Raw genomic sequence first — 19,694 nt, 5'->3', positions numbered from 1 at the left:
ATGGAGAATTGCACGGTCGGCGAGCCGGGAGCCAGCCGCAAGCCGCCCGCTTGTCGGGCAGGGGGACGCGGTGATGCTCCCGTCCGAATCAGGGCGCGCGGCATGCCCACTGTAAGAGTCTGGCGGGCGCTCCGTCAGCCCGGGTGAAAGGACGAAACCCTCCATGGCTCACGAGCACACCCACTCGCACGATTCCCACGCCTCCCACCCGGCGGGTCCCCCTTCTCATGGTGAGGGCAAGGTGCTGGACCCGGTCTGCGGAATGACGGTCGACCCGGCGGCCGCCAGGGGCGGCAGCCACGTCCACAAGGGCGCGGCCTATCATTTCTGCAACCCGAAGTGCCGGGAGCGCTTCGCCGCCGAACCCGAGGAATACCTGCCCAGGGACCCCGTGTGCGGAATGTCGGTGAACCCGAACGCACCCAAGGGTGGCACCCACGTCCACGAGGGCAAGACGTACTTCTTCTGCAACCCGAAGTGCCGGGAGCGTTTCGCCGCCGAGCCCCAGAAGTACCTCGAGGCGAAGGGCGAGCCCGAGCCGGTGGAGGCCCCGCCGGGCACGATGTGGATCTGCCCGATGGACCCCGAAGTCCGTCAGGACCACCCCGGCGCCTGCCCCAAGTGCGGCATGGCCCTGGAGCCCGAGCAGCCGGTGATGCTGACGGCGCGCACCGAGTGGGTGTGCCCCATGCACCCGGAGGTGGTGCAGGACCACCCCGGCGCCTGCCCCAAATGCGGCATGGCGCTGGAGCCGCGCACGGTGCTGCCCGAGGAGCAGCCGGACCCCGAGTTGCTGAGCATGACGCGGCGGTTCCGGGTGGGCGTCGTCCTCACGCTGCCACTGCTGTTCCTCGGCATGTCCGAGATGATTCCCGGCCAGCCGGTGCAGCACGCCCTGCCGCCACGGTTGCTGGCGTGGATACAATTCGTGCTGGCGAGCCCGGTGGTGCTCTGGGGCGGCTGGCCCTTCTTCGAGCGCGGTTGGGCGTCGGTGAAGAACCGGCACCTCAACATGTTCACCCTCATCGCCATCGGGACGGGGGCGGCGTACCTCTTCAGCGTCTTCGCCACGCTGGCCCCGGGCCTGTTGCCGCATGCCTTCACCGGCCATGGTGGCGCGGTGCCCGTCTATTACGAGGCGGCGGCGACCATCGTCACGCTGGTGCTGCTCGGTCAGGTGATGGAATTGCGAGCCCGCCACGCGACCTCGGGGGCCCTGCGCGCCTTGCTCAGCCTCGCCCCGGCCGTGGCCCGGCGCATCCGCGAGGACGGCCGCGAGGAGGACGTCTCCCTCGCGCAGGTGAAGGCCGGAGACTCGCTGCGCGTGCGCCCGGGCGAGAAGGTGCCAGTGGACGGCGTGGTGCTGGAGGGCGAGAGCGCGGTGGACGAGTCCATGGTGACGGGTGAGTCCATTCCGGTGGAGAAAGCGCCCGGAGCCCGTGTCACGGGTGGCACCGTCAATGGCACGGGCAGCCTGGTGATGAGGGCCGAGCGGGTGGGGAAGGACACGCTGCTGGCGCGCATCGTCCAGCGGGTGAGCGAGGCCCAGCGCTCGCGCGCGCCCATCCAGCGGCTGGCGGACAAGGTGGCCGCGGTGTTCGTCCCGGTGGTCATCGCGGTGTCGGTGCTCACCTTCCTCGTCTGGGCCTTCCTCGGGCCCGAGCCGCGGCTGGCGTACGCGCTGGTGAACGCGGTGGCGGTGCTCATCATCGCCTGCCCGTGCGCGCTGGGTCTGGCCACGCCCATGTCCGTGGTGGTGGGGACGGGCAAGGGCGCCGGGATGGGCGTACTCATCCGCGACGCCGAGGCGCTGGAGTTGCTGGAGAAGGTGGACACCCTGGTGGTGGACAAGACGGGCACGCTGACGGAGGGCAAGCCGAAGCTGGTGTCGGTGGTGGCGGCGGAGGGAATGGACGAGGCGCGGCTGCTGCACCTGGCGGCGAGCCTGGAGCGGGGCAGCGAGCACCCGTTGGCGGCGGCGGTGGTGGCGGGAGCCGAGGCGCGTGGGGCGGTACTGTCGGCGGCCCGGGACTTCCGCTCCGTGACGGGCAAGGGGGTGACGGGGCGTGTGGACGGTGCCGGGGTGGCGCTCGGCAACGTGGCGCTGCTGGAGTCGCTGGGCGTGGACGCCGAGGCGCTGCGGCCTCGCGCGGAGGCACTGCGGCGCGAGGGGCAGACGGTGATGTACGTGGCGGTGGAGGGCAGGCCGGCGGGGCTGCTCGGGGTGGCGGACCCCATCAAGGCCACCACGCCCGAGGCCCTGGCCACGCTGCACCGCGAGGGTGTGCGGGTGGTGATGCTCACGGGCGACAGCCGCACCACGGCCGAGGCGGTGGCGCGCCAGTTGGGCATCGACGAGGTGGTGGCGGAAGTGCTGCCCGACGGAAAGGGAGACGTGGTGAAGCGGCTGCAGGCCGAAGGCCGCACGGTGGCGATGGCGGGAGACGGGGTGAACGACGCGCCGGCGCTGGCGCAGGCGGACGTGGGCATCGCGATGGGGACGGGGACGGACATCGCCATGGAGAGCGCGTCGGTGACGCTGGTGAAGGGGGACTTGAGAGGGATTGCCCGGGCGCGGCGGCTGAGCCGGGGCACGCTGCTCAACATCCGGCAGAACCTCTTCTTCGCCTTCGTCTACAACACGCTGGGGGTGCCCATCGCGGCGGGCGTGCTGTACCCCTTCTTCGGGTGGCTGCTGAGCCCCATGCTCGCGGCGGCGGCGATGAGCCTCTCGTCGGTGTCGGTCATCGGCAACGCGCTGCGTCTGCGGAAGCTGAAGCTGTGACGTGTCGCCCCGCTGACAACACCAAACACTGAACATCGCTCTCGTTCCGTGGTTGGAGCGTTCTCGTCCCGGGTTTATTGCTTCGAGCCGTGCCGGCGGTGCGCGGGACACGCGCGATTGGAGGGACGACGATGAGGCCCGGGGCCCGTGTTTCCTGGATGCTCGCTGCCCTGCTGTACGCCGGGGCGGCTTCCGCGGAGGGTCCTCCCCAGGGCACTCCACCTCCGAAGCTGCCTCCCGGTGTCTCCGCCATCCTGTGGAAGATTTCCGTGCCTCCCGGCAAGGAGCCCACGCCGGAGAAGGTGGCCCTGGGCGAGAAGCTCTTCCTCGACAAGCGGCTGTCCATCGACGACTCCGTCTCCTGCTCCACCTGTCATGACCCGGCGAAGGGCTTCGTGGACGGCCTGCCGGTCTCCGTGGGCGTCGAGAAGCGCAAGGGCATGCGCAACAGCCCCACCGTCCTCAATGCCATGTTCAATGCCACCCAGTTCTGGGATGGGCGCGCACCCTCGCTCGAGGAGCAGGCGAAGTTGCCCATCCTCAACCCGGTGGAGATGGCCATGCCCTCGCCCGAGGCGGTGGTGGCCAAGGTGCGCGGCATCCCCGAGTACGCCGCGGAGTTCAAGCGCGTCTTCGGCCGCGAGGTGCACTTCGACGACATGGCCTCCGCCATCGCCGCCTTCGAGCGCACCCAGTTCTCCGGCAGCGCGCCCTTCGATCGATTCCTCCTCCAGGGGGACAGCAAGGCCCTGGACGCCTCGGCGAAGCGCGGCTGGGCGCTCTTCAACGGCAAGGCCCGCTGCAACGAGTGCCACGCGGCCAACGCCACCTCGCCGCTGTTCTCGGACCAGAAGTTCCACAACATCGGCATCGCGGCGCACAAGCAGGACTTCGTGAAGCTCGCCCAGCAGGGCCTGCGCGTGGTGCGCACCGGGGACGAGAAGCAGATCGACGAGCTGGCGCTGCAGACGGAGTTCTCCGAGCTGGGCCGCTTCCTGGTGACGAAGCAGGACAACGACGTGGGCAGCTTCAAGACGCCCACGTTGCGCAACGTGGGCATCACCGCGCCCTACATGCATGACGGCTCGCTGGCCACGCTCTGGGACGTGATGGACCACTACAACAAGGGCGGCATCGCCAATCCCTTCCTGGACGGCGGCATGCAGCGGCTCGGCCTCACCGAGGCGGAGATCGACGACGTGGTGGCCTTCCTCTTCACCCTCACGGACGAGCGCTTCGCGAAGCTCAACGCCAAGGAGCTCGCGAAACAGCGCGGGCGCAAGAACGTGCGCCCGGAGCGGGACAACGCGTTGGCCCTGGGGAAGAAGGGCAGCCTGGGGGACATCGGCTTCAGCCCGAACGTCCAGGTGAAGGACCCCGCGGACATCGGCGTGTACGGCGACCAGGCGTCGGAAGGCAAGACGGCGGACAAGGCGAAGGCACCGGCGAAGTAGGAGGCGCACGGCCCATGGGCAAGGGATACAAGAGCATCGAGACGAAGTACTACGAGGAGCGCGCCGCCTTCTTCGACGAGCTGGGGAAGCTGGACCGCCGCGCCTTCCTGCGCGTGGCGGGCATCTCCGCCGGCATCGCCGCGGGCATGGGGCTGGTGACGCCGCAGAGCTTCCAGCTCGTCCGCGTCGCCGAGGCGCAGGGCTCCAAGCAGCGATTCAGCTTCGCGTACATCTCGGACACGCACCTCTACAAGAAGGAGCTCAATGACCGCTTCGTGCGCTCCATCCTGCGCGCGGTGGATGACGTCAACGCGTTGGACCCCCAGCCGGACTTCGTCCTCTTCGGCGGAGACCTGGCACAGCTCGGCCAGGCCGAGGAGCTGAAGCTGGGCGCGGAGATCCTCAAGGCCGTCAAGGCGCCCGTGAAGATGATGGTGGGCGAGCACGACTGGTTCCTCGACATGGGCGAGAAGTGGCGGGAGCTGTTCGGCGCGCCCACCTACTCGTTCGACCACAAGGGCGTGCACTTCGTGGTCCTCAACTCCATCCTGGAGAAGGACTTCTGGACGGAGCGCGGCTACACGCCCATGGAGCGCATGAAGGTCGTCGCGGGCCTGGACAACGCCATCCAGTCCCGCTTCGAGGTGGGGGCCGAGCAGCGCAAGTGGCTCGAGCAGGACCTGGCCAAGGTGGACAAGAAGACGCCCCTCATCGTCTTCAGCCACTCGCCGCTCTACAAGTACTACCGGCCGTGGAACTTCTGGACGGACGACGCGGACGAGGTGCAGGCCCTGCTGCGCCCCTTCAATCAGGTCACCGTCATCCACGGGCACACGCACCAGGTGCTCACCAACCGCATCGGCAACATCGACTTCCACGGGATGCTGTCCACGGCATGGCCCTGGCCCTACGCGCCCGAGGGCCTGCCCTCGCTCACCGTGCAGATGAACCGGCCGGACCCCTTCAGCAACTTCGATGGCATGGGCACCGGGAGGATCGACGTGCTGGCGGCAGGCGCCGTCGACAAGCTGTACCGGCTGTGGGACCGCGCTCCCATGAACGTGCGCGCCAGCTACCTCGCGTCCAACGGGAAGAAGGACGCGCCTCCCCGCCCCAAGCTGCCCAGCTACTAGCGAGTACCCCCGAGAGAAGCCATGACCTACCGGAAGAAGCTCCTCACCGGCCTGTGCGCGTTGCTGTCCGGAGTGGGCGGCGCGGCGCTGGCCACCGGCTCCGCTCCCAGCGATCGTCCCCGCCACGAGTTGCCTCCCTCCAAGGACGGCAACCTCGTGCTCGGCCTGTGTGATGGCGAGACGTCCCTGGAAGTGAAGGGCGTGAAGGAGGGCGAGCCGCTGTCGCGTGCCCAGGCGTTGGAGGTGACGTCGAAGCTGATGCAGGAGTGGCGCAGCAAGAACCCGGACGCGCGCTGGGACGTGGTGGCCCAGGCGCCCACGCCACCGGGACCCGCCAATCCCCAGGGCCCTCGCAGCCCGCCCGCGGTGCCGCCCTCGCCGCAGAAGCCCTCCGCCGGCAAGTCCAACCAGGCGGAAGGCCCCACCGCGTCCTCGGGCGCCGCGGGCATGGCGGAGAAGAAGGACGCCAACGTCCAGACGGGTCACACCTATGGCGCCTTCAGCGAGCGGGACGAGGCCCTCTGGGCCGCCTCCACTCAGGCCTTCGTGGAGGAGGGCAACCGGGTGTTCCACGACGCGGATGCGCTGGGCAGCAAGGTGGCGGTGTCCTGTGACATGTGCCACCCGGACGCGGCCAACACGCACCCGGAGACGTACCCGAAGTACCAGGTCCAGTTCGGCCGCGTGGCGCTGCTGCGCGACATGATCAACTGGTGCATCGAGAACCCGGTGCGCGGCAAGCCGCTTGCGGACGATGACCCGAAGATGAAGGCCATGGAGGCCTACATCTACTCGAAGCGCAAGGGCGTGCCGCTCGAGTTCGGCAAGCACTGAGGGCGTGGCTCCACATGGAGCTGGGGGATGGCGCTCAGCGGCGGGCGTAGAGCAGGGCAACCGCCTCGATGGAGCCGCCGTCCACGCGTCCCTCCGTGACGCGGACCTGCTCGTGCCCCAGGCCGATGGCGTGGCCGATGGCGTGGAGGATGTCGTCCTGGCCGGAGGAGTCGGCGAGCGTGAGGGGCTGCTCGCCGCCGGCTCGTCCCACGTAGGAGCGGCAGTCCTCCCCACGGGTGAAGGCCACGTAGTGCGGGTAGCGCGAGGCGTTGTCCCGCGTCCGCTCGACGAAGCGGATTCCCGTCCGCCGCTGCCACTGCTGAAGGGCGGCGGTGACTCGCTCCGGGTGGGGCAGGTCCGGCGATACGGTGTAGGGAATGACGCCCTCGGCCCAGGCCTGGCGGATGGGGAGGATGCCCATGCCCTCCAGGCGCGACGCGCGACCCGCCCGGGCCGAAACCCGCTCCTCGGCCTTCTCCATCAACCGGGTGGGCCCCAGGACGATGTCGTTCTCGAGGATGGCGAGGCCCCGGTCATCGGTGTACCGCACCTCGAGGACCTGGCCGGTGGAGACATCCCGCAGGTGGCCCGCGCGGACGGAGGAGGGCGCGGCGAAGGCACCTGTCGATAGGACAAGGCCCAGCGCGGAGAGGGAGAGAGGGAGGAACTTCTTCTTCGACATGGACGGCCCCTTGGATGGGTTCGGGTCCGAGGACCCACGTCAGGAAGAGGGCGTCCCAGGCGGGATGTGACTTCTTGACAGCTTGCCTACTTGGTCGTAACACGGAGTTGAAAATGAGAACCATTCTCATTTTCAACTCCCCCCAGTAGAAAGGCCGTTTGTAATGAAGGGTTTCGCCTCGTTCCTCTCCTCGCGACTCGCCTCCGCGGCGCTCGTCCTCCCCCTGCTCGCTGGCTGTGAGGAGCCAAAGCCCGAGCCGCTGTACGCCATCACCACCCAAATGCTCGCCGCCGACGAGCCCAACAGCTACGTCATCGTGACGGACAAGGCGGAGCAGGCCGCAACGCTCTCCCTGGACAACGCCATCGAGGTGCCCGGCCGGGCGCTCGGCGTGGGCGTTCCCAAGTCCGGTTCGCTCTATGTGGTGACCGACGCGAACGCGACGGTCATCCGCTACTCCCTCACGAGCAGCGGCACCCTGGAGGAGTCGGGCCGCGTGAGCTTCGAGAGCAAGGGCGTGTCGTCGCTCGGGGAGTACCAGAACAACTTCCAGTTCATCTCGGAGACCAAGGCGTACTTCTTCGATGCCATCGTCCCCCAGGTCATCATCTGGAACCCCAAGGAGATGACGGTCACGGGCAGCATCCCCCTGGACTCGCTGGCCATCCCGGACACGACCCTGTCCTTCTCGGGAGCGCCCGTGCTGCTCGAGAATCAGATCATCATGCCCGTGGGTTGGCGTCAGGACTCGGTCGCGAGCATCATCCGGAAGGCGGGCGTCGTCTCCGTCGATACCCGGACCGATAAGGCCATCATCTCGACGGATGACCGGTGCGGCTACACGCATGACGCCGTCGTGGGCCCGGACGGCAAGGTCTATATCGCGACGGAGGCCTACGGGGCGGCGGTGTACCGGACGCAGGAGGGCACGGCGGAGCCCTGCCTGCTCAAGTTCGATCCCCAGACGCACACCTTCGATCCCTCCTTCTACAAGTCGCTGAACGAGCTGGTGGGCGGAGGCATCGCGGGAGCGCTCATTCATGGCCCCCCGGGCACGGCCTACGTGCGCGTGCTCGATGAGACCCTGGCCCCCGTGTACGAGGGGACCCATCCCCGCACCGTGGCGAGCGGGACCGGTTGGCAGTGGTGGCAGCTGAAGCTCGACACCCTGACGGCGGCCCGGGTGCCGGCCTTCCCGTCCACCACGGGCAGCGTGTTCATCTATGAGTCGGAGAACCACCTCCTCTACTCGGAGTTCGCGGCGGGTGCCGCCTCGACGACGCTGCACGTGCTGGACGACAACGGCAGGTCCACCGTGAGCTTGCCGGGTCTGTCCTTCTCCTTCCTCCAGCTGCGCTAATCACCTCCAGTCCAGGATTTCCCATGCGTTTCGTTCTTCATTCCGCGGGCATGGCCGTCGTTTGCCTGCTGTCGGCTCCAGCCTTCGCCACCAGCGCGGGCATCACGGGTCAGTCCAGCAAGGATGGGCTGACCTGCAACTCCTGCCACTCGGGCGGCACCGCGCCGACGGTCGAGCTCACGGGTCCCTCCACGCTCGCGCCGGGCGCCACCGGCCAGTACAGCTTCATCATCCGGGGCGGGCCCGCGAAGACGGGTGGCGTGGACCTCGCGGTGAACCAATCGGATGCCGTCCTCCAGCCGGGCCCGGGGACGAAGAAGCTGGGCGTGGAGCTCGCCCATTCCGCACCCACGGCCTTCACTGGCAACGAGCTCCGCTTCGACTTCTCCCTCGTTGCCCCCGCCAGGGACGTCACCCTCACGCTCTTCGGCGCTGGGAACTCCGCCGACGGGGACGGGAAAAGCAGCGGCGATCGCGCGGCATCCACGAAGTTGCAGGTGATCGTGGGCAACGGCACGCCCGACCCGGTCACGCCCGATGAGCCCGAGGAGGAGCCCCGTGGCGGCTGCTCCACGACGGGGAGCACGTCCGTCTGGGCCCTCGCGCTGGCCGGGGCCTTCTGGCTTCCGCGCCGCCGTCGGAGCTGACGGGGTAGGGCCACCGGAGCACCAGGTCTTCGCCGGGTGCTCCGGGGGCGGTCCTCACGGGCGCGCGCTCAGGCTGGCGCCGTGGTCAGTGCCACGGCGCGCCGGGTGAGCGTCCAGAGGATGAAGAGGGCGCAGCCGGTGACTCCCACGGCGATCCATCCCACGAGACCAAAACCCACCAGCGCGCCGCCCGGTGCCACCGAGATGAGCAGTCCGCTCACCCACGCCCCGAGCCCGGAAGCGCCATCGCTCGCGGCCATATTCACCGCGAGGTAGCGGCCGCGCAGCGCGGGCGGCACCCGGGAGGCCACCAGGGCCACGGTGGGAATGACCCGGCCCGAGGTCAGGCCCATGAAGAGGACGAACACCCCCGCCACCACCGGCAGCGGCGAGGCGGACAGGTGCGAGAACACCAGGTACGGCACCGTGGTGCCGATGAGCAGGCCTCCCAGGACCCGCGCCGGGCCGTGGCGGTCCACGAGACGGCCGATGCCTCGCGCGCTCAGGAGCGAGGCCGCGCCACCGCACAGGTATATCCAGGACAGGTCCTGCATCCGCAGGCCCAGGTTCCCCACCATGAAGGGGCTCAGGTAGGGGATGAGCAGGAAGCCGGAGAACACCACGGAGAACGTCAACACCCAGCCCAGCGCCAGCTGGGGAGCCCAGAGGGAGGCGGGCACGGTGGCACCGGGCGCTTCACGGGTGGAGGACAGGTGGCGATCGATCGCGGGCAGGAGCACGAGCAGCCCCAGCCACGCTCCCGCGGCCAGCGCGCCAATGGCCCAGAACGGCGAGCGCCATCCCCACAGACTCGCGAGCCACAACCCCGAGGGCACCCCCGCCACCGCGCTCAGCCCGTACGACGCCATCACCGTCCCGATGGCCCGGCCCCGGCGCTCCACGGGGATGAGGTCCCCGATGATGGCCTGGATGACCGCGCTCATGAGCCCCGCGCAGGCCCCCGCCACCGTCCTCGCGGCGAGCAGTCCGAGGTACCCGTCCGCGGCGCCGCACATCAACGTGGCGGCGATGAAGCCCGCGAACAGCGCCAGCAGCGTGCGCTTGCGGTCGAAGCGATCCAGCCACAACCCGCCGAACAGCCCCATCACCGCCGAGGCCAGCGTGTACGCGGACACCAGCACCCCGAAGCTCGCCGCCGAGATGCCGAACAGCCGCATGAACTCCGGGCCCAGCGGCATCACGATCATGAAGTCCATCATGTGGGTGAACTGCACGGCCGCCAGCAGCAAGAGCATCCAGCGCTCTCGCCCCAGGGGAGGGGTATCGGTCATGACTCGCTCCGGAAGACTCATCTTCTGAGTTGCTGATGAAAATGAGAATCAAATTCAAAAAGTTCGGCGCACCCTAGATGGACTGGGGATGGAGGGCAAGCCCCTGGCCTGGGGGCTCTCCGATAGAGTGGGGCGCATGTTTTCTTCTCGTGAGGAAGGGCGTGGCGCGGCCGCGCCGTCAGGACTCGTTTCGGTGGTCCGGCTCCCGCAGAGCTGGTTCATCCTCTGCGCCTCGCGCGAGCTGGGCCGCAAGCCGCTCGCGCGCACGCTGCAGGGCACGCCGCTCGTCCTCTTCCGAGACGAGACCGGCAAGCCCGCCGCGCTGGTGGACCGCTGCCCCCACCGCAACGTGCCCCTGTCCCTGGGCAAGGTGGTGGGCGGGCAGCTCCAGTGCGGCTACCACGGCTGGCGCTTCGACGCCGGGGGCCAGTGCCGCGCCATCCCCGGTCTCATGGGTGAGCCCGGCGCGAAGTCCCGCTGCGCCGCCTCGCACGCCACGCGCGAGCAGGATGGCTTCGTCTGGGTGTACTCCACTCCCGGCGTCGAGCCCACGAGCGAGCCCTACCGCTTCCCCCTGCTGGATGCCCACGGTTACAGCACCGTGCGCCGCCTCCTGCGCGCGAAGGGCTCGCTCCACTCCCTGCTGGAGAACACGCTGGACGTGCCCCACACGTCCTTCCTCCACGGCGGCCTGTTCCGCACCGAGAAGAAGAAGAATGAAATCGAGGTGGTGGTGCGCCGGGGCGCGGACCGGGTGGAGGCCGAGTACATCGGCGAGCCTCGTCCGGAGGGACTCGCCGCGCGGCTGCTGGCCCCGGGGGGCGGCGTGGTGCAGCACTTCGACCGTTTCCTGCTGCCGTCCATCGCCCAGGTGGAGTACCGGCTCGGCGACGACAGCCACGTCATCATCACCTCGGCGATGACGCCCGCGGATGACTGGGACACGGTGGTGTACGCCGTCGTCACCTTCCGCATGCCGCTGCCGCACTGGCTGGTGAAGCCCTTCATCACCCCGGTGGCCCTGCACATCTTTGGACAGGACGCCCGGATTCTGGAGCGCCAGACGGAGACCATCCGCCGCTTCGGCTCCGAGACGTTCGCCTCCACCGAGGTGGACGTGCTCGGCCCGCCCATCCTCCGCCTGCTGCGCCAGGCCGAGCGCGAGAAGGTGTCCACCTCGGCCGAGGTGCAGGAGACGCGGCTGAAGATGCAGGTGTGAACACGGCGCCTGCGTGCCACCGGACATTCCGGGGCCTTCCGGGCTGACCGAATTTTCACCAGCACACAGAGTGCCCGGAAGGGGCATGGCCGGAAGTCGGGGGGAATTGTCACCCTGCGGGCATGTTTCCCACGCTGACCACCGAGAAACTCGTCTTCGCGCAGTCCGTGGATGCCCTCTTCGTGCGTGCGCTGGGACCGCACCTCACGCGGGAGGGGCGGCGCCGGCTGAAGGACGTGGGGCTGGACTTGAACGAGCCGCTGCGGCCGGCCTATCCGCTGGAGCTGTGGAAGGCCTTCCTGCGGGTGGCGGTGAGCGACGTCTTCCCGGCGGCCCCGCCGCAGGAGGCGTGGTGTGGCCTGGGCGAGCGTTATCTGCAGGGGTTCCGGCAGACGGCGCAGGGGCGGGCGAGCATGTCTCTGGTGACGCGGCTGGGGCCGAGGCACACGCTGGAGCGCGTGCCGCACAACGTGCGGGCCGGCAACAACTTCAACGAGGTGCGGGTGGAGGAGCTGGGCACGCACGCGGCCACGCTGTGGATGAAGGACGTGGCCGCGGACAACCCCTTCTTCGCCTGTGGCTTCCTCGCCGAGACGTTGCGCGCGGCGGGGGCGGGTGACATCTCCGTGCACCCGGCGGCCTTCGATGGCACGGCGGCCACCTTCCGGCTCACCTGGACGCACGCCGCCACCCGGCCAGCCGCGGCGGGGCTGACGCGGCGCTGAGCTTCAGGCGGCCAGGCGGCGCGTGAAGAACGAGAGGATCTCGTCTCGTGCGGCGAGGGTCGGCTCGCCCGCCGCATCGATGAGGTGTGCCGTCACCACGCTGTGCGGGCCACCGACGACGCGCTTGAAGAACGGCGGGGGCTCGGGATTCGCGGCCTCATCGGGGAGGACCTTCGCGACGAAACGGTCTCCGAGCGCGGCGGTGTAGGCCGCGAACCGTTGCGCCGTGCAGAAGCGATCCCCCGCGAACCGGTAGCCAAGAACCGTCAGGTTTTCGCGCTCGAGACGCTCCTTCACGCGAGTGAGCTCCTCGGGAGCGATCTCGATGCCCCCTGGATTGTTCAGCGGCAGCGAGGGCTGGCATAGCACCGGGGCGAGCATCGAGGGCTCGAGCATCATGCTGAGCGCGAAGTTGCCGGTGAAGCACATGCCAATGGCACCCACGCCCCGGCCACCGCACTGCTCGTGGGCCAGGCTCGCCAGTGCGCGCAGCCATTGCGTGACGGGGCTCGATTCATTCGCCGCGAACGCGCGGAACTCGGCGCTGACGCACGCGCGCTGGAGCACGGCCGCTCCCTCCTCCGCATCCGGGAAGGCGCCGTCACGCCCGAAGAGCGATGGCATGTAGACGGTGAAGCCGGCGTCTCGGACCCAGCGGCTGAAGCGCGCGACGTGCGGGCTGATGCCTGGCATCTCCGCCATGACGATCACCGCGGGACCGGTGCCGGTGACGTAGACCCCCTTGGTGTTACCGAGCAGTGTGATGGAGCGGCGCTCGAAGTCGTCGAGCGGATCATCCGCCATGGGTTGCTTGAGCATGAGAAGAGAATGGCGCTTCGGGTCCTCCCGCCCAAGTGGCAGGACTGACAATCTTCGGTCTAATCTTGCCAGATGATGATCACGCACCTGGTCTTCGACGGAGTCGCGGATGGTCCGTTGGGCGTGGCCCTCGACATCGTGGGGACCGCGACGCGGGTGGTGCGGGCGGGGCTCGTGGCTCTGCCCAAGGGCCGCCAGGCACCGCGCCAGCGTGTGGTGTCGGTGGATGGGGCGCCTGTCCGCACGGGGGCGGGACGCACGCTCGCGGTGGATGGTGCTCTGGGGCTGCGAGGGCTGGGGGCGGGCGATGTCCTGGTGCTGCCGGGGCTCGGGATGGCGACAGCGCCCGAGATCGCCGCCGGGCTCGAGCGCCCGGACATCGTGCGCGGGGTGGAGCTGGTGGCGCGTGCGGCCGCGAAGGGAGTGCTCGTCGCCGCGTCCTGCTCGGCGACCTTTGTTCTCGCGGCCTCGCGAGTGCTCGATGGCCGGCGGGCGACGACGACCTGGTGGCTGGGCCCGGTGTTCACCCAGCGCTTTCCGCGCGTGACCCTGTGCTCGGACCGCATGGTGGTCGAGTCGGGCGGTGTCTTCACCGCGGGTGCCGCGCTCGCGCATGCCGACCTCATGCTGGCGATCCTGGCCCACACCTCGAGCCCCTCGGTCGCGCACACGGTCGCCAGGTATCTCGTCCTCGACGAACGGCCGTCACAGGCGCGCTACATGGTGCTGAACCATCTCGGCAGCGCGGACCCGGTGATTCGACAGCTCGAGTCCTTCGTCATTTCCAACATGGAACGGCAGAGCACGATCCACGAGATGGCTCGCGCCACGGCCACGTCACCCCGCACGCTCGCGCGGAGGGTGGCGAAGGGGCTGGGGATGACGCCCCAACAGTTCGCACAGCGATTGCGAGTCGCCCAGGCGGTCCACCTGCTCGAGACGACGCAGCACCCGGTCGACGAGGTGGCGGTGCGTGTCGGTTACGCCGACCCGGCCGCGTTCCGGCGCGTTTTCCGCCGCGAGACCGGGGAGACGCCGCGCGCGAGACGCACGCGCTCGACTCTCCGCGACTTCCGTGATGGTTGAGTACGCAGGGGGCACTGTGTGATGCTGTACGTGTGTCCAGGCCTTGTGTAGGGGCCGCGTGATGTAGCCTGCGTCGGGTACTTGGCCGTTCCTCCTTGAGCCGAGGTGGTGCCGTGGGCATTTCAATGCGACTCACATGGCTGTCCGCCTTCCCGCGCTTGCTCGTGGTGTTTCTGCCTGTCCTCCCGGGCTGCAGCATCAATCATTACCAACCGAGCCACTTCCAATTCACCACCATCGTCGAGAAAACCGAAGTGGGACCGGATGGCTGGCGTGCCGCGTGTATCCATGCAACCGTCATCAATCAATCGACCCTGGAGCCCTATTTCTGTAACTTCGGCGTGGGAATGCCAATTGAACACAGAAAGGTGGGATTGATATCCGATCCGCTTGCTCAGCGAATCGCTGCGGATTGCGCGAACCAGGCGTTGCGAGAGGTGCTCGCCGCTCCCTCCTCTCCGCTTCCTGGACTTGTTTGCATGCAATTCAGGAATACATTTCACGAGGTCCTCAATCGCGCCGTGGCTGGCGCGAGTGTGACGGCCCTGTGTGAAAAGAAAACAAAACCCATCCGAATTGATTTCTAGGCCCATGCCCATTTCAGCGGAAGAACTGCTGTCCGTTGCTCGGAAATACTGGCGTTCAGACCATGAGTTCGATGACAAGCCCGAGAACAGCCCTGAGACAGAGTTGTTCCATGACGCGTGGGAGCAGGCACTCAAGAAGCTCGACGAGTGGCGCGCGCTCATGGGCGAACTCCGAGTGGAACTGCCGCACCTCAACATCGGGCATGCCACGGCCACCTGTGATCCCTGCTTCAAATGCATGGTGTATACGAACCAGGAACCCGTGTCTTCGGACCCACAGGAGGACGAGCCGCGATCGCGCCTCTGGACGGTTGTCGGCTGCCTGAGCGTCCTGGCGCCTGTCTATACTGTTTATGGCGTGCAGTACGACTACAAAGGTCGAGAGGTGCGTGGTGCTGCGAGGGTCTTCTTTGAGCCGCTTCCGGCTCAGATGCAGGCGCTCGCGCAAGTCGTTGCCAGAAAGATCGAAGCCAGGTACGGGGCCGAGGCTCTTCCTCGCAAGATCGCCGAGACCCGAGTCCCACTGATCGTGCATCGGAAGGAGCCGCCCGAGACCACGCTCTTTCACGCGCTCTTCACACCCGAGCCTGAAAACCTGCCGCTCTAGCTCGCTTCGAAGAGCCCCGGTCCGGGCTCACCGTGGCTCCACCTTCCGACGGCCGCCCACCCCACGGACGGGCGTACGCATTGACGCCCATCCTAAACCGGTGTTCAGTCTGAGGGAGAGAGCGCCATGGCCCCCCAGATTGCCCTCGATTTCGTCGCGTCCCAGCAGCCCGTGCACCCGGCCCTTGAGCCGTTCCACCCAGTGGTTCAGCGGTGGTTCACCGAGCGGCTCGGCGAGCCCTCGCGCCCCCAGGTGGAGGGCTGGCCCCTCATCCAGGCGCAGCAGGACGTGCTGATCGCCGCGCCCACGGGCAGCGGTAAGACACTCACGGCCTTCCTGGCGGCCTTGGACCGGCTCTTCCGCCTCGCACTGGAGGGGCGCCTGGAGGACCGGACGCAGGTGCTGTACGTGTCGCCGCTGAAGGCGCTGGGCAATGACGTGCAGAAGAACCTGCTGCAGCCGCTGGAGGAGCTGGTGCAGCGGGCGCGGGCGGCGGGCTTCTCGCCGCAGGAGCTGCGGGTACAGGTGCGCACGGGGGACACCTCGGCGTCCGAGCGCGCGCAGATGGTGCGCCGACCACCGCACATCCTCATCACCACGCCGGAGTCCATCTACCTGTACCTGACGGCGGACCGGGCGAGGGCCACGCTACGCTCGGTGCGGACGGTCATCGTGGATGAGATCCACGCGCTGGCGAGGGACAAGCGGGGCAGCCACTTCGCGCTGTCGCTGGAGCGGTTGAAGGCGCTCACGGAGGTGCGGCCGCAGCTCATCGGCCTGTCGGCGACGCAGAAGCCGCTGGAGGCCATCGCCGGCTTCCTGACGGGGGAGCGGGCGGAGGAGTGCCGGTTGGTGCAGGTGGGGCACCAGCGGCCGTGGGACCTGCGGGTGGAGATACCGGACGCGGAGCTGGGCTCGCTGGCCACGAACGAGATGTGGGGCCAGGTGTATGACCGGCTGGTGCAGTTGTCGGGGGAGCACCGCACGACGCTCGTCTTCGTGAACACGCGGAAGATGGCGGAGCGGGTGGCGCACGACCTGGGCGAGCGGCTGGGGGAGGACAAGGTCGCGGCGCACCACGGCAGCATGTCGAGGGAGATGCGGCTGTCGGCGGAGGAGCGGCTGAAGGCGGGGCAGCTCTCGGTGATGGTGGCCACGGCGTCGCTCGAGCTGGGCATCGACGTGGGCAACGTGGACCTGGTGGTGCAGTTGGGGACCACGCGCTCCATCTCGGTGCTGTTGCAGCGGGTGGGCCGCGCGGGCCACTACAAGGGAGGAATCTCGAAGGGCATCCTCATCGCGATGACGCGCGACGAGCTGATGGAGTGCGTCGGGCTGCTGAACGCGGTGCGCGAGGGGGACCTGGACGCGGTCCGGATTCCGGAGAAGCCGCTGGACGTGCTGGCGCAGCAGGTGGTGGCGGCGTGCGCGTGCGAGGAGTGGGACGAGCGGGCGTTGTACAGCCTGTTCCGCCGGGCGTACCCGTACCGGAGCCTGACGTACGAGGAGTACGAGAAGGTGCTGGAGACGCTCTCGGAGGGCGTGTCGCTGAGGCGGGGGAGGGCGGGGGTGCACCTGCACCGGGACCGGGTGAACCAGCGGCTGAAAGCGCGGCGAGGCGTGCGGATTACGGCGCTCACGAATGGAGGAGCGATTCCGGACACGTTCACCTTCAACGTGGTGGCGGAGCCGGAGGGGAAGGTGGTGGGGACGCTGGACGAGGACTTCGCGGTGGAGTCGACGCCGGGGGACATCTTCCTGCTGGGGACGACGGCGTGGAGGATCCAGCGGGTGATGGGGGCGTCGGTGATGGTGGAGAACGCGCACGGGCAGCCGCCGACGGTGCCGTTCTGGCGAGGCGAGGCGCCGGGCCGCACGGACGAGCTGAGCGTGCACGTGGGGCGGCTGCGCGAGGAGCTGACGGCGCGCAAGGACGCGGCCCTGTTCCTGGAGAAGGAGCTGAGGGTGCCGCCGCCGGCGGTGGATGCGCTGCTGGCGTACCTGAGGGCGGGGCAGCAGGTGCTGGGCGTGGTTCCGAGCAACACCACGATTGTCGCCGAGCGCTTCTTCGACGAGGCGGGAGGGATGCAGCTCATCCTCCACGCGCCATTCGGGAGCCGGGTGAACCGGGCGTGGGGACTGGCATTGCGCAAGCGCTTCTGCCGCACGTTCGACTTCGAGCTTCAGGCGGCGGCGACGGAGGACGGGCTGCTGTTGTCGCTGGGCGAGCAGCACTCGTTCCCATTGGAGGACATCTTCCAGTTCCTGAATCCGGAGAACGTGGAGGAGGTGCTGGTGCAGGCGGTGTTGCAGGTGCCGCTGTTCGGGACGCGCTTCCGGTGGAACGCGACGCGGGCGCTGTCACTGTCACGGTTCTCTGGGGGCAAGCGGGTGGCTCCGAACCTCCAGCGGGCGAGGAGCGAGGACCTGCTGGCGGCGGTGTTCCCGGCGCAGGTGGGGTGCCAGGACAACCATGGAGGGGCGGACGTCGAGCTGCCGGACCATCCGCTGGTGAAGCAGACGATGGAGGACTGCCTGCGCGAGGCGATGGATATTGAAGGCCTGCGCGAGGTGCTGAAGAGGATGAAGGACGGGCGCATCAAGCTGGTGGCGAAGGACGTGCCGGAGCCGAGCCTGTTCGCGCACCAGATGGTGAACAGCCAGCCGTACACGTTCCTGGACGACGCACCAGCGGAGGAGCGGCGGGTGCGCAACGTGGTGCTGAGGCGGACGCTGCCGGCGGAGGACGCGGCGTCGTTCGGGGCGCTGGACGCGGACGCCATCGACCAGGTGGTGAGGGACGCGGCGCCGCCGATGCGGGACGAGGACGAACTGCACGACGCGCTGCTGCAACTGGTGTTGCTGCCGGAGAATGAGGTGCCGGGACGATTCGTCTCGAGCCTGTTGGCACAGCGGCGGGTGGCGTGGCTGGAGGTGGGAGGGAGGCGGTTCCTGGTACCGGCGGAGCGGCAGAGCGCGATTCGAGCGCTCTTCCCCGAGGTGCCATTGCAACCGGAGCTGCAGCCATTGCCGGGGGACAAGCCGGTGGAGCGGGAAGCGGCGGTGCAGCAGGTGGTGCGGGGGTGGATGGAGTTGCTGGGACCGACGACGGCGGGAGAGCTGGCGGAGCAGACGGCGCTGGACGAGTCCGAGGTCTTCCTGTCGTTGCACCAGTTGGAGGCGACGGGAGGAATCCTGAGAGGCCGATTCCGCCCAAATCCCCAGGAGACCCCGGGTTCCACCCCGGCCGTGGTGGAGTGGTGCGACCGCCGCCTCCTGCAGCGAATCCACCGGCTCACCGTGGGACGCCTGCGCAAGGAGATCGAGCCGCTCAGTGCACAGGACTTCATGCGGTTCCTCTTCCGGTGGCACCACCTGGAGGAGCTGGACGCGCTGCGAGGCTCAACGGGCCTCTCGAAGGCCATCACCCTGCTGCAGGGCTACGAAGCGCCGGCCTCGGCGTGGGAGCGTTACCTGCTGCCCGCGCGGATGAAGGGGTACCTGGGAGACCTGCTGGAGCGAGCCTGCTACTCGGGCGAAGTGGCCTGGGGACGCCTCACCCAGAAGGACGCGAAGCCCGTGCCCGGCCCGCGCCGGGGAGCCCCCGCCACGCCACCAGAGCCTGAGCCCACCCGCTCCCGGGCGGCGACACCGAACCGCAACGCGAGCCTGACCTTCGTGCGCCGGGAGGACCTGGACTGGATGCTCTCGGCGGCGAGGCCGAACGCGGTGCTATCGGACGGGGGCGTGTGGGTGCCACCGGACCTGTCGGGGCCGGCGAAGGACGTGGTGGCGGTGCTGGAGCAGCGAGGCGCGTGCTTCTTCAACGACCTCTGTTCTCGTTCACGCCGTCTGCCCGCGGAGGTGGAGGACGCGCTCTGGGAGCTCGTAGCGCGAGGCCTCGTGACAGCGGACGCGGTGCAGAACCTGCGAGTGCTGCAGAGCCCCGCGCAGCGCAAGCGGCAGAAGCTGTTGCAGCGAGGAGGCCCGGGCCGCTGGAGCCTGCTGGTGCCCTCGGAGCCGAAGGCCGAGGACGAGGTCCGGGAGTCACTGGCCCGGCTGTTCCTCCAGCGCTACGGCATCGTCTGGAGGGACCTGGTGATGCGCGAATCATTGGCTCCCTCGTGGCGTGAGCTGCTGTACGTGTACCGGCGGATGGAGGCGCGAGGGGAAATCCGCGGAGGCCGCTTTGTAGCGGGCTTCGTGGGAGAGCAGTTCGCGCTCCCGGAGGCGGTGGACGTAGCGCGAGCGGTGCGTCGGCAGGCGCCCTCGGGAGTGCGGGTGCAACTGTCGGCGGTGGACCCACTCAACCTCACGGGAGTGGTGACACCGGGTCCGCGAGTGCCGGCAACGGTGGGCAACGTCGTCACCTACGTGGACGGAGTGCCGCAGGGCTTCGACGCGCGGGGTGATGAGGACACCGAGGAGGAGTCGGGACCCGGCGAGACGGCCCAGGCCAACTGA

The 19,694-nt window shown here is 68.7% G+C and carries 15 protein-coding genes; 12 read left to right on the top strand and 3 right to left on the bottom strand.

Annotated elements, in window-relative coordinates; translation table 11 throughout:
- Window positions 1-163 precede the first annotated feature (163 nt).
- The 4 genes from BO221_RS24650 (at window position 164) to BO221_RS56365 (ending at window position 6,206) form a co-directional block, all read left to right on the top strand.
- Entirely contained in the window at window positions 164-2,785 is a 2,622-nt protein-coding gene (locus BO221_RS24650; RefSeq protein ID WP_083681326.1) for a heavy metal translocating P-type ATPase, read from the top strand.
- 131 nt (window positions 2,786-2,916) lie between these two features.
- Window positions 2,917-4,239 (top strand): cytochrome-c peroxidase, encoded by a 1,323-nt coding sequence (locus BO221_RS24645; protein WP_073562948.1) that lies wholly within the window; start codon window positions 2,917-2,919, stop codon window positions 4,237-4,239.
- Window positions 4,240-4,253: 14 nt separating this feature from the next.
- Complete coding sequence (locus BO221_RS24640) at window positions 4,254-5,372, top strand: metallophosphoesterase (RefSeq protein ID WP_073562947.1); 1,119 nt, start codon at window positions 4,254-4,256, stop codon at window positions 5,370-5,372.
- A 21-nt stretch (window positions 5,373-5,393) separates the two neighbouring features.
- On the top strand, window positions 5,394-6,206 hold the full coding sequence (locus tag BO221_RS56365) for a cytochrome C (protein ID WP_233166244.1): 813 nt from the start codon (window positions 5,394-5,396) through the stop codon (window positions 6,204-6,206).
- Window positions 6,207-6,240: 34 nt separating this feature from the next.
- On the opposite strand, the gene BO221_RS24630 is transcribed toward BO221_RS56365, so the two are convergent.
- Entirely contained in the window at window positions 6,241-6,888 is a 648-nt protein-coding gene (locus tag BO221_RS24630; protein ID WP_073562946.1) for a M12 family metallopeptidase, read from the bottom strand.
- A 163-nt stretch (window positions 6,889-7,051) separates the two neighbouring features.
- On the opposite strand from BO221_RS24630, the gene BO221_RS24625 reads away from it, so the two are divergent.
- Both BO221_RS24625 and BO221_RS24620 read left to right on the top strand, forming a co-directional pair.
- Complete coding sequence (locus tag BO221_RS24625; RefSeq protein ID WP_073562945.1) at window positions 7,052-8,248, top strand: MxcI protein; 1,197 nt, start codon at window positions 7,052-7,054, stop codon at window positions 8,246-8,248.
- A gap of 23 nt (window positions 8,249-8,271) precedes the next feature.
- Window positions 8,272-8,895 carry an MXAN_6652 family MXYO-CTERM-anchored protein gene (locus BO221_RS24620; protein WP_073562944.1) on the top strand — a complete coding sequence of 208 codons (624 nt, stop codon included), beginning with the start codon at window positions 8,272-8,274 and terminating at the stop codon, window positions 8,893-8,895.
- A gap of 68 nt (window positions 8,896-8,963) precedes the next feature.
- On the opposite strand, the gene mxcK is transcribed toward BO221_RS24620, so the two are convergent.
- The gene (gene mxcK / locus BO221_RS24615; protein WP_073562943.1) at window positions 8,964-10,187 is read right to left on the bottom strand and encodes a myxochelin export MFS transporter MxcK; all 1,224 of its coding nucleotides are present in this window, start codon (window positions 10,185-10,187) and stop codon (window positions 8,964-8,966) included.
- Between the two features lie 136 nt (window positions 10,188-10,323).
- Between mxcK and BO221_RS24610 the strand changes: the two genes are divergently transcribed.
- Together BO221_RS24610 and BO221_RS24605 are read left to right on the top strand one after the other, a co-directional pair.
- The gene (locus BO221_RS24610; protein ID WP_073563252.1) at window positions 10,324-11,406 is read left to right on the top strand and encodes an aromatic ring-hydroxylating dioxygenase subunit alpha; all 1,083 of its coding nucleotides are present in this window, start codon (window positions 10,324-10,326) and stop codon (window positions 11,404-11,406) included.
- A 122-nt stretch (window positions 11,407-11,528) separates the two neighbouring features.
- On the top strand, window positions 11,529-12,131 hold the full coding sequence (locus tag BO221_RS24605) for a DUF2378 family protein (protein WP_198956178.1): 603 nt from the start codon (window positions 11,529-11,531) through the stop codon (window positions 12,129-12,131).
- Between the two features lie 3 nt (window positions 12,132-12,134).
- On the opposite strand, the gene BO221_RS24600 is transcribed toward BO221_RS24605, so the two are convergent.
- The gene (locus tag BO221_RS24600; RefSeq protein ID WP_073562942.1) at window positions 12,135-12,950 is read right to left on the bottom strand and encodes a dienelactone hydrolase family protein; all 816 of its coding nucleotides are present in this window, start codon (window positions 12,948-12,950) and stop codon (window positions 12,135-12,137) included.
- A gap of 72 nt (window positions 12,951-13,022) precedes the next feature.
- Here BO221_RS24600 and BO221_RS24595 point away from each other — a divergent pair, with 72 nt between their 5' ends.
- From BO221_RS24595 to BO221_RS24585, 4 genes are all read left to right on the top strand, one after another.
- Window positions 13,023-14,036 carry a GlxA family transcriptional regulator gene (locus BO221_RS24595; RefSeq protein ID WP_233166243.1) on the top strand — a complete coding sequence of 338 codons (1,014 nt, stop codon included), beginning with the start codon at window positions 13,023-13,025 and terminating at the stop codon, window positions 14,034-14,036.
- Between the two features lie 113 nt (window positions 14,037-14,149).
- Entirely contained in the window at window positions 14,150-14,623 is a 474-nt protein-coding gene (locus BO221_RS53965; protein WP_143195656.1) for a hypothetical protein, read from the top strand.
- Window positions 14,624-14,627: 4 nt separating this feature from the next.
- On the top strand, window positions 14,628-15,230 hold the full coding sequence (locus BO221_RS24590) for a hypothetical protein (RefSeq protein WP_073562941.1): 603 nt from the start codon (window positions 14,628-14,630) through the stop codon (window positions 15,228-15,230).
- Window positions 15,231-15,356: 126 nt separating this feature from the next.
- The gene (locus BO221_RS24585) at window positions 15,357-19,694 is read left to right on the top strand and encodes a DEAD/DEAH box helicase (protein WP_073562940.1); all 4,338 of its coding nucleotides are present in this window, start codon (window positions 15,357-15,359) and stop codon (window positions 19,692-19,694) included.

Origin of the sequence: Archangium sp. Cb G35, assembly GCF_001896145.1 — a bacterium.
GTDB classification, from domain to species: Bacteria; Myxococcota; Myxococcia; order Myxococcales; family Myxococcaceae; genus Archangium; species Archangium violaceum.
The sequence above is the reverse complement of the archived record's forward strand: the minus strand, read 5'-3'. Positions and strand labels throughout refer to the sequence as shown.